13 protein-coding genes are annotated in these 11,495 nt (G+C 41.8%); 1 reads left to right on the top strand and 12 read right to left on the bottom strand.

The features are described 5' to 3' along the window. Window positions 1-137: 137 nt before the first annotated feature. The 8 genes from TREPR_RS01870 to TREPR_RS01845 all read right to left on the bottom strand — a co-directional run bounded on the left by TREPR_RS01870 (window position 138) and on the right by TREPR_RS01845 (window position 6,397). Window positions 138-974, bottom strand: a complete 837-nt coding sequence (locus TREPR_RS01870; protein WP_015706586.1) for a glycosyltransferase — start codon at window positions 972-974, stop codon at window positions 138-140. 44 nt (window positions 975-1,018) lie between these two features. Beyond that, a complete protein-coding gene (locus TREPR_RS01865) occupies window positions 1,019-2,062 on the bottom strand; it encodes a glycosyltransferase family 4 protein (protein WP_015706585.1) in 1,044 nt (347 codons plus the stop codon). 19 nt (window positions 2,063-2,081) lie between these two features. Beyond that, complete coding sequence (gene wzy, locus TREPR_RS01860) at window positions 2,082-3,476, bottom strand: O-antigen polysaccharide polymerase Wzy (protein ID WP_015706584.1); 1,395 nt, start codon at window positions 3,474-3,476, stop codon at window positions 2,082-2,084. Between the two features lie 29 nt (window positions 3,477-3,505). Continuing rightward, window positions 3,506-4,339: a glycosyltransferase family 2 protein gene (locus TREPR_RS01855; RefSeq protein ID WP_015706583.1), complete on the bottom strand. Its 834-nt coding sequence runs from the start codon at window positions 4,337-4,339 to the stop codon at window positions 3,506-3,508. A 434-nt stretch (window positions 4,340-4,773) separates the two neighbouring features. Then, entirely contained in the window at window positions 4,774-4,947 is a 174-nt protein-coding gene (locus TREPR_RS18550; RefSeq protein WP_169313400.1) for a hypothetical protein, read from the bottom strand. Then, window positions 4,947-5,534 carry a hypothetical protein gene (locus TREPR_RS01850; protein ID WP_041610973.1) on the bottom strand — a complete coding sequence of 196 codons (588 nt, stop codon included), beginning with the start codon at window positions 5,532-5,534 and terminating at the stop codon, window positions 4,947-4,949. Before TREPR_RS01850 ends, TREPR_RS18550 begins: the two co-directional genes overlap by 1 nt. 105 nt (window positions 5,535-5,639) lie before the next feature. Next, complete coding sequence (locus tag TREPR_RS18545; RefSeq protein WP_169313399.1) at window positions 5,640-5,801, bottom strand: hypothetical protein; 162 nt, start codon at window positions 5,799-5,801, stop codon at window positions 5,640-5,642. Window positions 5,802-5,905: 104 nt separating this feature from the next. After that, window positions 5,906-6,397 carry a hypothetical protein gene (locus TREPR_RS01845; RefSeq protein WP_015706581.1) on the bottom strand — a complete coding sequence of 164 codons (492 nt, stop codon included), beginning with the start codon at window positions 6,395-6,397 and terminating at the stop codon, window positions 5,906-5,908. A 641-nt stretch (window positions 6,398-7,038) separates the two neighbouring features. Between TREPR_RS01845 and cysK the strand changes: the two genes are divergently transcribed. Then, window positions 7,039-7,959, top strand: coding sequence for a cysteine synthase A (cysK, locus tag TREPR_RS01840; RefSeq protein ID WP_015706580.1), 921 nt, complete (start codon window positions 7,039-7,041; stop codon window positions 7,957-7,959). Window positions 7,960-8,210: 251 nt separating this feature from the next. On the opposite strand, the gene TREPR_RS01835 is transcribed toward cysK, so the two are convergent. From TREPR_RS01835 to TREPR_RS01820, 4 genes are read right to left on the bottom strand one after another with little or no spacing between them, the layout of a single operon-like run. Continuing rightward, window positions 8,211-8,708 (bottom strand): DsbA family protein, encoded by a 498-nt coding sequence (locus tag TREPR_RS01835; protein WP_015706578.1) that lies wholly within the window; start codon window positions 8,706-8,708, stop codon window positions 8,211-8,213. 25 nt (window positions 8,709-8,733) lie between these two features. After that, on the bottom strand, window positions 8,734-9,657 hold the full coding sequence (locus tag TREPR_RS01830) for a pseudouridine-5'-phosphate glycosidase (protein WP_015706577.1): 924 nt from the start codon (window positions 9,655-9,657) through the stop codon (window positions 8,734-8,736). A gap of 9 nt (window positions 9,658-9,666) precedes the next feature. Then, window positions 9,667-10,620 (bottom strand): carbohydrate kinase family protein, encoded by a 954-nt coding sequence (locus tag TREPR_RS01825; RefSeq protein ID WP_015706576.1) that lies wholly within the window; start codon window positions 10,618-10,620, stop codon window positions 9,667-9,669. Continuing rightward, entirely contained in the window at window positions 10,617-11,483 is an 867-nt protein-coding gene (locus tag TREPR_RS01820) for a YjjW family glycine radical enzyme activase (protein ID WP_215904811.1), read from the bottom strand. The genes TREPR_RS01825 and TREPR_RS01820 overlap by 4 nt, the downstream gene beginning before the upstream one ends. Window positions 11,484-11,495 lie beyond the last annotated feature (12 nt).

The raw sequence follows: 11,495 nt of genomic DNA, 5'->3' as shown, positions 1-11,495 counted from the left end.
AAATATTCCCCGAATGTATTATCAATATTATATTGGATAAAAGATGCGATGTTTTCAACTTATGCCATTGATGTAAAATATTTTCTTTTTCCTACCATTAGAAATCTGTCACTAGCAATTTGATTGTAATGGACATATTATAACCGCTCATAATCCAATTCTTTTAATATATTTTTATTAATTATGGTTCGTTCATTATCAAATATCCAACCCCACTTATTAAAATATTTAATAATACTAATAATATGCATCACCATCATTTTCTTACTATGATAAGATTCCGCTGCATGAGCATGAATAATGGACACTTTAGGATAATATATTGTTTTATACAGCTTATGCATTCTACGCGTAATATCTATATCTTCAGCATACATAAAAAACCGCTCGTCAAATATTCCTGCCGTTTCCAGGGCAGATACCCTGAAAAACATGAAGCAACCAGATAAACAAGGGATATTCATTTGTTTATTATAACTGGTAAATTTTAATTGATATATGAATGAACGTTTTTTAAAAAGAGATCCTGGAAAAAATCTTTTATATATTAGGTCAATAGGAGTTGGAATTAACTTGCATAAATACTGAATCTCTTTTTTATAGTTAACAACTTTAGGCATCACTTGTGCAATACTAACGTCCATTTCCATAAACTCAACAATCTCATCTATTATATGCGGTTCAAATTCCAAGTCAGGATTTAACACTACATGATATTGTGCATTTTCATTTAATGCCATTCTTATTGCGATATTATGTCCTGCCCCATACCCTTTGTTTTTACCTGTATAGTAATATCGAATATTGCCATTATCATTCAATATATGCTTAATATTTGTCTGTTCTGGTGAATTATCAATTAAATATAATATTTTTTCTTCAGATGGATTATATGAAGCTATTGCTTTTTGCAATTGTAAAGGATCTGTATTATAAAGAACTATTGAGGCTGAAATCATCTTTTCAGAGTGCATTGACTTTTCCTATTATTCTATAATGTTAATTTGTAATTTAAACTTTATGATAATAAATAATTATAATATTCATAATATTTTTTACACATACTATTGGCCATATAATATTTACTTGCATATTCTTTAGCCACTTCAGCTTTTTCTAATCCATATTTATATGCATAGTCAATAGCAGATTTCAAAGAATTGATATTTTCTAAGTTGAAAAAGGTAACATGTAACGAAGAAAATAGCTCCTTAAATATTTCAATATCTGAACATATACATGGTTTTCCCATTAAGATTGCTTCTACAAGCGCAAGACCAAAACCTTCATTTATTGATGGCATTATAAATAAATCAAAATATTTCAAATAAAGATAAGGATCAAATTGCTGACTAAAAAAAAACACTCTGCCAGTTAATTGATATAATTTTACAAGACGTATTAACTTCTTTTTCTCAGGTCCATCGCCAATAATAAATAATACATAGTCTTTTTTATCTTTTATTGCTTGTATTGGTAGAACTAATCCCTTTCTTTTTGTTATATATGCATAGCATAAAATTAATTTATAGCCATCTTCCCGACATTTATTAATTTTATTTAGTATTCCTAAATCAAAATTACTGGTTTTGTTTATTTCAACACCATTATATATAACTGTTGTATTTTTCATTTTATTTTTATAAATATTTTCTACATATTGGGAAATACAAATTACCTTATCGAAATATTTCAATCTATATATCCATATATTTTCAAAGAATTTTGCAAATAATATATTTTTATATGTATAATACAAATCATGAAAAATATCACAATGCAACGTCGAGACTACCTTTGAATTACTAATTTCCTTTCGCCAATGATATAGGTATTTATCAGGGCGATACATATTGCTATGAATAATATCATATTTATCAAATTCGATTTTTTCTTTCATACTTATTCTATTTATTTTACAATTAAATTGTAACTCAACTATATTATCAAAATAAAAGACAGAACACAAATTACCTGTTAATGTTAAATAATTTGAAATACTTGCTATTAATTTAATTGGAGCTTTATTTGCTAAAGAGGGTAATATAAATGCTATATTCATTATTAACGATAAATTTCCATTAATTTAATAACTTTTGTTTTGATGAAAATATTATATTAACTAAATTAATAATAACAAATATTATGATCATATATGGTATTGCGTTTGAAAAAGAAAAAAAGTAATCTCTAGGCATTCCGATAACCGAATTTACTAAAAACCAACAAAAAGGAATATACCTATTTCTTAAAACCAATATTTTATCAACTATTTTTATGATAAATCCTAGTATTAATGACCAAGCTATTATTCCTACAAATTTCCCACAATCGTACATTTCTGCTATTACAGAACCACCCAAACCCTGCCCTGTTAAATAAATCTTAGGCGATAAAATATATGTAACAATAGCTGGCATGTTATTATATTTTTCTAACGTTATCATTAAACGTTCAGATCCATTATCAGGATATAGCTGAAAAAATATTGGTTTTAAGAGTGCAGAAAAAATAAAGGGAAAGTGGCGGTATTTCTCTATTCTTTTACTTTCCGAAATAAGGCCCAAAGGAACATCTATAGTACTACCCTGTCCATAAAAAAAAGAATTAATCATACCATATTGAATGGAGGCATTAATTTTATTTTTTCCATAAGAGCCTCTATATTTCCCAAGTCCTATTGAAAATAGCACAAAGAATATCAAGACAACCATTATCATTTTAAATGATATTTTACTGTGATATAACTTATAATAAAAAAAAATTATAGCAACAAGGGGAACTAAAAGTGTTCCCCGCGATCCCTTCAGACTACCCGTTAAGGCATATATAAAATAGATAATTGATGCAAATATAAATATTTTTTTCGCCGGATACGAAAAAAGAATTAGTAAATAACCGAGTAAAAAAAATGTCCCGCTTCCCTTTGTCCAAAATGGATAAGAAATATTTTTGAAACCATAAAGATACATAGAAACATAGCCATTTTCTGAAACGTATAAGAATTGAAGATATAGTTTATAAATTATAGCAGGAGAGAAAAGGATCATTAAAAATAATCCACAGGATTCAATTTTAGGTAAGTATATTAATTCGTTTTTTATATTTATTTTTCTAAACGAGCAAGTGTAGAAAATATCAATTATATAATGAGACAAAAAAATAATACAAATAAATATAATACCAACTGAATTATTAAAAATATGCCTACCAACAACTGTATTACTATCTAAAAATGATCTATATCCAATTACATGAAAATATAAACGTGTATATACAAAAAAAAAGCTTGTATAAAGATAAATTGGATAAAGAGAAAATATTCCAAAAATGTATATTGCTTTTATAAGGGTTATAAAATAGAAAAATAGAAAAGCCATAATAATAGGTGTAAAATTTATTGTACTGCCAGCAATATTACCCAACAGTAAGGACCCAAAAAACATTAGTGGCATTAAAGTATAATATATAGGCATTTTCACCCTTTATTTTTGATAATCCTTTTCTATTTAAATTTATAATCTCTATATGTTTTTAAAAGAAATGTCGGAAATATCTTCCTCAGTTGATATTTACCAATTGCAAATATTATAATAAAAAATAAAAATGCATAATTAATTTTTTTATCAAGAAACCCATTTATTTTACATTTTTCATATTCATACGCAGCTGGCTTGTCAACTGAAACTCCTTCTATGCCATAGTATTTTGATATTACTATTGGGATATAACAAAATTTGCCATTATTAATATATAAATATCTAAACAAATCGAAATCCGCAGCAATTTTGTATTTTACATCAAAATGCCTTTCTTTAAGACAAGACGTTTTAGTGAATGAACTTTGATGACGAAATTTCATAAAGTTCATTTTACCTTGAATTGCCAGCGGAGCCTTTATAATATTTATGCCCGACCTGAAATGCACTTCAGCATCACCATAAAATACAGAAATACTATCATTATATTTAATATTTGAAACTAATAATTCTATAGTTTTATTATCATAGAATGTATCACCACTATTCATAAAGTTAATCCAGTTACCCGAAGTCAAATCAATACCTTTATTCATAGCATCATATAAACCATTATCCTGTTCGCTTACCCAATAATCTATTAGACCCTCATGTTTTTTAATGATGTCTAATGTTCCATCAGTACTAGCGCCATCTATTATAATATATTCAATATTTTTATATGTTTGCCCTGTTATACTAAGAATAGTTTCTTCCAATTGATCTTTGGCATTATAAACAACGGTTATAACCGTGATCAATGGCATATTTTCTTGCGACTTTTTTGTAATGCCATTTAATCGAAGTCCACCAATTAACATATTAGCAATCCTTAAGCATCATTTAATACCCATACAATAATATAGTTCCCTTTGCTAGTTAAAACCTTTTCATCAACTATATATGAATTGGATATTTTTTTAATAACTCATCTTGCTTATATGTTTCGAAATAACCAGGTGTTATTTCATTGCAAGTAATGTATCATCGCTTAGAATTAATAATTATTTTTTTAAATATACATCTTGTATATCATAACGTACTTCACTAAAAGCATAATTACTATCTGAGAATTAAACTTCAGTAATATTTCTCTTACACAACTTCCATGGATCATTTTTTCTAAAAAAGACTATTGCCAATTTTATAGATACATAGCTCATCGTTATCAACTTGATATTCTGTAGGAACACATATTACTTGGCTATTTCCGATTTTAAAAACCTTAGCCCTTTGAATTGTATCACCCCTTGTGTTATGGCTGGTTTACCCCGCCATCAAGCTCATACCGCACACTTCTCTCGCTGCCCAAACGTGTAAGCAATCCCTTGGAATGCATATCCTCTATTTCCCGGAATGCGGTCGCCTTGATTGCCCGGAGGCTCTGCACATCTTCAAGAATCAGGTAATAGTCCTTTCTTCTCCGCATTATTTTTGCAGACAGACTGTATGAACGGAAGGGCATGTTTTCGTCCTGCGCCAGTGCCAGAGATATTCCTTCATAACCTGCCCTTCGGATCGGTAGAATAAACCCAGCATCCGGAAAATAAGATGAAACACGGTTTGGTAGTATTTCTCATTCCCTATCTGGATATCGTAGTGCACGTCAGTCAGAAAGGACTTCATCGCATTTACCGCACCGGCAAGGTCACCCTGAATAAGCGCCCTTGGCAGGGTTCTGATCAATGCCCGTAAATCGCTTGCCGGCGCATGAATGTAGTGTTCCATCAATGATTTGGAAAATGATGTGCGCACATCTTCATTGGGATAGTCCAGGAAATATTCATCCAGCTCATCGTCATAATCAACAATGGTCAAGTAACCTGTTTGATACAGAACCGGAACCGCTTCCATGTTTTCTGCATCAAACCTTTGGAAATCCGCCATCATGACGCTTTCGTTTTCCAGGTTCACTATGTCGATCTTTTGATCTTCAATCAGCTTGATAAGAAAGGTCGGAGTACCGGTAGCATACCAGTAATAATCGAAAAACCCGCTATTATTAAAATGGTTCAATAAATCAAAGGAATTGTATACGGTAAGCGGATTTTTTGAAAACCGATAGCCGTTATAACAGCGTTTCAGTTCATTAAGGTAGATTTTCTTTTCAGTGTTTTTACCCTAAATAATCTGCCCTATCTCCGGTGCAAAATCCCGCTTGAGCTCTTCCTGGGTTATACCGCAGAGGTCCCCATAACGGGGCCGGGACAGGGAGAAGGTCCCTCTCGATCCGGCAATCAAATCATAATTTCGAGCGGTTTTATCTATAATAAAAAAAACCATCCTCTCGAATTCTGGCAAAATCCTGTATCCCAATGAGCAACCTTCGGCTCATTTCCCTAGTATACTGGGATTTTGCCCTCTAAACAAGGATTTCCGCTTCCCTTCTACCCCGCCAACACCTTAGGATTAAACTTCACCCAAACATCGTAGAGCTTCTGCTCCGGTACAAACCGTGAAAAGCAGACAAAAGATAACCCGTTCATCACATCGCTGTAAAACTGTTTGTACTTGCGCCACAGATTGGCATAATCCGGGGGCAATTCAGGGCGCTCATTGTAGTCCAGGGGCCGTACCGTCACATACCCTTCGTCGGCTAGTTTCTGCATAAAGCTGGTGATGGGCAGGATGTTTGCCTTTATCCCCTCGCAGTGCTCAAGGAACGAGGCGTGGCTGGAACGGCGGTCAATGGGGGTTGGGTCGTAGACGAACAGTACCGGCTTGTTCCGGTCCTCGAAATAAAAGGTAAAGGGCATGCCCGGGGAGAACTGGCCGGTAAAGGCAAGGAAGTAAGGTTCCATAGGGGTGTGCAGGACCCTACCGTCGTCCGCTGCTACGAGCTGATTAATAATATTTTTCTTAAATGAATCTAAAAACACGCCTCTACCTCCTCTGGTGCAGGTACTATTAGTGTTTTCGTCAGAGCAAATTTTCCCCTAGTGTACAGTACACCTCTTGTACCCGTTTTTTTTCTTGTCTTACCGCAGATACTTACCCGTGCGCCGTAACAGCATCGGGGATGTAATCCGGTTGCTGTCACGGCCCCTTAAAGCCGATGGCCCTCCGCGTGGATGGAATGGGCATATAAAAAAGCCGATATCCCCGTAGAGGAACCGGTACATTTTGAGAAGCTAAAGTGTCAAATGATTGAGCTAATTCTTTGTGGTATAAGCAATTATTTCGTGGGGGGGGGGGGGGGGGTAACAGACGTCAAGTACAGACTCACATACTTGTGGAGGTTCATTTGTACTTTATAAGTATCCCTGTGTGAATACACCCTTACAATTCCCCTTTCAGAATAAAACTACGGCTAAACCATAACAAGCTTTTATAAAACATGTCAAGCGTTCAAATACCCGTTTGTTCATTTTGTGAACAACTTTCAATATGTCGGTGATGGAGGCTTCGAACAAAACTTGAAAAAATTTTGCCAAATTTCATAAAAAATCGCTTGACATTTGCTTGATTTTTCTTATATAATGCCTATATTAATACTAGGAATTAACACAGGAGGTTAATTATGGCTAGAGTAGACAAAATTACAGATCTGATAGGGAAAACCCCTATTGTGAAAATCAACAAGCTTAACGAGGGGGGGGCTACGGTATATGTAAAGCTGGAAAGCTTTAACCCCCTTTCCAGCGTTAAAGACCGGATCGCCCTGGCACTGATCGAGGCGGGTGAAAAAGATGGGAAAATTAAGAAGGGTACGGTTCTTATCGAACCTACCAGCGGCAATACCGGCATCGGCCTGGCCTTTGTGGCGGCGGTGAAGGGGTACCGGATCATCCTGACCATGCCGGAGACCATGAGTATTGAGCGGCGGAAGCTTCTCAAAGCCCTGGGGGCGGAATTGGAGCTGACCGAAGGCGCCAAAGGTATGAAGGGGGCCATTGCTAAGGCGGAAGAGCTGGCGGCAACTATTCCCAATTCCTTTATCCCCCAGCAGTTCAACAACCCTGCTAACCCGGACATTCACGAGAAAACCACGGGTCCCGAAATTTGGGACGATACCAAGGGTGAGGTTGATATCCTTATCGGCGGGGTCGGCACCGGCGGAACCGTTACCGGGGCGGGTAAATACCTGAAATCCAAGAAACCCTCGGTGAAGGTAATCGCCGTGGAACCCTCGGCATCCCCGGTCCTGTCAGGCGGCCAGCCCGGCCCCCACAAGATCCAGGGTATTGGCGCGGGCTTTGTGCCCCAGGTATACGGCAAAGATATTATTGACGAGATTTACCAGACCGATGACGTTAAAGCCGGGGCAGCAGCCCGCAGGGCAGCAAAAGAAGAGGGTATCCTGGTGGGTATTTCTTCCGGCGCAGCCCTGGAAGCGGCCCTAACCATTTCCAAGCGGCCTGAAAACAAGGGGAAGACCATTGTGGCGGTGCTGCCCGATACGGGGGAACGCTACCTGTCTACCTGGCTTTGGGACGACTGAGAGTTTTAAAAACTCTCTTGGAGAAATCGGCCTTTGGGCCGATTTCTCCACAAAACGGGGAGTTTTTATGGGGTGGCGGGTTGCTCGGTAACTCCCCTCTGTGAAGGCGAAAGCCATACCGATAACGGAATGGCCCCGGTATCAATGCCCTCTTACCTCCATAAATATAATAGGGTTATGTAAAAAATAATTAAAAAACAAAAGGCATGCCCATAGAGATCACGAATTTCTATGGGCATGCCTTTTGAAATTCAGCGCTGTTCCAGAAAAGCTTTAACCTGCTCTTTAGTAACCCCAACCCCTACCGCAGCGTCCAGCTTTTTTCCGTTCATCCGGAAAGCCGGGACAGCCCAGACGCCGCTCTGCTCATAGGCCAGATCGTTGTTCTCGTCAATCTGTTTGGCGTACTTACCCGATTCAAGGACGGCTTTGAACTTCGCTCCGTCCACCAGACCCTTGACAATATCAACCAGGACATCGGCCTTTTCCACATCCCGCCGCTCGCCGGCCACCGCCTGGAACATGGCGGCGTGGAACTTGGGCATATCCGCGCCCAGTTCCCGGGCAATATAGTAACTCTGACAGCTCAGATCCGTGTGGGGCGGATGGTTCTCCGGCCGGGGATGGGCTTCCACAGGCCGCCATTCAATTTCGATTTCAGGATGACTCCCGATAAACTCGCCGAGGTATTCATACCCCCGCTTGCAATAAGGACATTCATAATCGTAGAAAATCTGCATCTTTGCCATATCTTTCTCCTTCTGAGTAAAATTACTATTTCAACGCAGCAAAGGCTGAGGCGATATCCGCAGCCAGGGCAGCGTTATTGTAGACCAGGTGCTTATTCGCCTCCAGGCTTTCACCACCGGTGAGTTCCTTTATCTTATCGAGCAGAAACGGTGTGAGCGCCTTTCCGGCGATGCCCCGTTCTCCGGCCTGCTTCAGGGCACTGTCTATGGCGGCGTTTATCTTTTCCGGTGGCACAGCGTATTCTTTGGGGATGGGGTTGCCTATGATGGCGCCGCCGTGGAGATCGAAGTCCCACTTTATCTTCATCATCTTTGCTGCGTCTTCGGCGCTGTCCAGCCGCAGGGGGGCGTCGAAGCCTGAGTCGGGGGTGTAGAAGGCGGGGAAACGGTTCTGGGAAAAGGCCGCCACCGGGACACCCAGGGTTTCCAGGTATTCCAGGGTGCGGCCTATGTCAAGGATGCTTTTGACCCCGGCGGAGATAACGCACACATCCGTAGTTTGCAGTTCCGTCATGTCCGCAGAAATGTCCATGGTGCTCTCAGCGCCCCGGTGCACACCACCGACGCCGCCGGTGGCGAAGAAGCGTATCCCTGCCCGGGCGGCCAGGATCATGGTGGCGGCTACGGTGGTGGCGCCGTCCAGGCCCCGGGCCAGCACATAGCCTAAGTCCCGGCGGGAACACTTGAACACCGATTTTGCCGAAGCAAGGTAGGAAAGATCCTCCGACGTAAGGCCGATCTTTACCCGGCCCTTGAGTATGGCAATGGTTGCAGGTATTGCGCCGTGTTCCCGCACTATCCGTTCGCAGGCGGCAGCACATTCCAGGTTGTCAGGGTAGGGCATACCGTGGGAAATGATGGTCGATTCCAGGGCGACCACCGCCTGCCCTTTCGCAAGGGCTTCCCGAACTTCGCCTTGTATGTCCAGATATTTTTCTACTGCTTTCATATAATTCTCCTAATTAGTGTCAGTATTACTACGCAAGACAGCGGCCATCCTATCTACTGCCGCAGCTCTGGTAAGGTTTTTGGAAACCCCGTCTTCACATTCCACGGTGATCGCTGCGCAGGCTGCGCCGAAAAGGCCGTTTGCCTCCACGGTATAGCCCAGACAGTAGCTGTAAGCCGCCCCGGCGGCAAAGGCGTCACCAGCGCCGTTTACGTTCACCAGGGCGCCGGGCAGAACCGGCTGCATGAACAGCACACACTCGCCGGCATGGCCCCGGACGGCGCTGCAGGCTCCCTGCTTGCCCAGGGTAATATAAAGCTGCTTAGGGCCGGCGTCAAGGAGCTTCCGGCAGCCTTTCCGGAGTGCGTTATCGGTGTCAAAACTGAAACCGGCTAACACCTCCGCTTCGGCGCGGTTGGCCTTGAGTATGCTTAGGCCCGGAAGAATTGCCTTGAGCCGTTCCGCCTTGGCCTCGGACACGCTGTCCGCCATGACCGGAACATTGCCTGCGGCGGCAAGGGCAGCTTCCAAGGTTTCAGGGCGCAGATTCGCGTCCAGTACAACCAGATCCGAGTGTACCAGAAGACCCCCCGCAGCATCTATATCAGCCGGGGTGATGGATTCAACCGCCTCCATATCGTTTACGGCGATGAAGAATTTTCCTGCGGGCTCAAACAGGGCGAGGTACAGCCCCGTGTGGATGCCTCTGCGCCGTATGAGATGAGCAGTATCCATGCCGGCTTCGTTAAAGTAGCCTTCCATGAGCCGGGAAAATCCGTCGTCCCCGATGGCGCTAATAAAAGAAACATCCGCCCCGAGGCGGACCAGGTTTTCAGCGATATTGCGGCCTACCCCGCCGGGGCTCAGGTTTACATGGGCGGGGTTGGAGTCCTCCGCAACCAGAGGCGCATTTGAGCGGCCGGAAATATCAATATTTGCCCCGCCAATAACCGTGATCTTCATACTATTACTGCCTCTATGCCGTGGCCTGCGCATATTCCGGCAAGTTTTTCCATCAACAGATCATCCGGTTCTGCCAGGGCAGCGGCAGCTTCCTGCCTGACCCCTACAGGACGGTAGCGGATCAGTTTGTATCGGGACCCAGTACCGACGATGCGGCGGCAGGCTTTTTCCACCACCGCAACAGGGTCAAAGAGGCCGGGACTTACCACGGTGCGGAGTTCGTACAGTTTTTCTGTTTTTGCCAAATATTCTGCCTTGTCCAGGATGCCCTTTCCGTCATTGCCGGTAACCCTGCGGTATTCCGCCCCATTTTCCGGGTCCGCTTTTACATCAAGCATAACACTGTCGGTAATTTCCATAAGACCCCGGTCGGCGGCAAAATCGTAGCTGCCGTTACTGTCGAGAAAAAAGCTGAGGGACCGCTCTCGGGCAAGTTCCCCCAGTTCCCGGAGAAAGTCCGGGTATAGGGTACATTCGCCCCCTGAGACGGTGATGCCCCGGATAAAGGGGATAGAGGGCTCAATTTCAGCCATCACTTCCTTTGGGCTTAAAAGGCGAACCCTGGGGCTGGAATTATGGGGGCAGGTTTTGAGGCAGCTGTCGCAGAGGGTACAGGCGTCACGGTTCCAGAGTATGCCCCCTGATTCGCCTACACTCAGCGCCCCTGCGGGACAGGCCGGGACGCAGGTGCCACAGGAAGAACAGAGGGTGATGGTTTCAGGATTGTGGCAATAAACGCAGTCAAAGTTGCAGCCTTGCAGGAATACTGCGGCCCGGTTACCGGGCCCGTCAACTATGCTGGAGCGCAGGATGCGATTTACCGGTGCCCTGGCGGGGGTACTGTCCACGGATCTTTCCTCCACGGGTATTCCTTT

It is taken from the genome of Treponema primitia ZAS-2 (assembly GCF_000214375.1).
Lineage (GTDB): Bacteria > Spirochaetota > Spirochaetia > Treponematales > Breznakiellaceae > Termitinema > Termitinema primitia.
This window is presented reverse-complemented; position numbering and strand designations above follow the sequence as displayed.

What these genes read in the sequence shown, in the direction of transcription:
- TREPR_RS01870 (WP_015706586.1), bottom strand. Translation starts at nt 974, where the DNA reads ATGCACTCTGAAAAGATGATTTCAGCCTCAATAGTTCTTTATAATACA.
- TREPR_RS01865 (WP_015706585.1), bottom strand. Translation starts at nt 2,062, where the DNA reads ATGAATATAGCATTTATATTACCCTCTTTAGCAAATAAAGCTCCAATT.
- wzy (WP_015706584.1), bottom strand. Translation starts at nt 3,476, where the DNA reads ATGCCTATATATTATACTTTAATGCCACTAATGTTTTTTGGGTCCTTA.
- TREPR_RS01855 (WP_015706583.1), bottom strand. Translation starts at nt 4,339, where the DNA reads ATGTTAATTGGTGGACTTCGATTAAATGGCATTACAAAAAAGTCGCAA.
- TREPR_RS18550 (WP_169313400.1), bottom strand. Translation starts at nt 4,947, where the DNA reads ATGCGGAGAAGAAAGGACTATTACCTGATTCTTGAAGATGTGCAGAGC.
- TREPR_RS18545 (WP_169313399.1), bottom strand. Translation starts at nt 5,801, where the DNA reads ATGGTTTTTTTTATTATAGATAAAACCGCTCGAAATTATGATTTGATT.
- cysK (WP_015706580.1), top strand. Translation starts at nt 7,039, where the DNA reads ATGGCTAGAGTAGACAAAATTACAGATCTGATAGGGAAAACCCCTATT.
- TREPR_RS01835 (WP_015706578.1), bottom strand. Translation starts at nt 8,708, where the DNA reads ATGGCAAAGATGCAGATTTTCTACGATTATGAATGTCCTTATTGCAAG.
- TREPR_RS01830 (WP_015706577.1), bottom strand. Translation starts at nt 9,657, where the DNA reads ATGAAAGCAGTAGAAAAATATCTGGACATACAAGGCGAAGTTCGGGAA.
- TREPR_RS01825 (WP_015706576.1), bottom strand. Translation starts at nt 10,620, where the DNA reads ATGAAGATCACGGTTATTGGCGGGGCAAATATTGATATTTCCGGCCGC.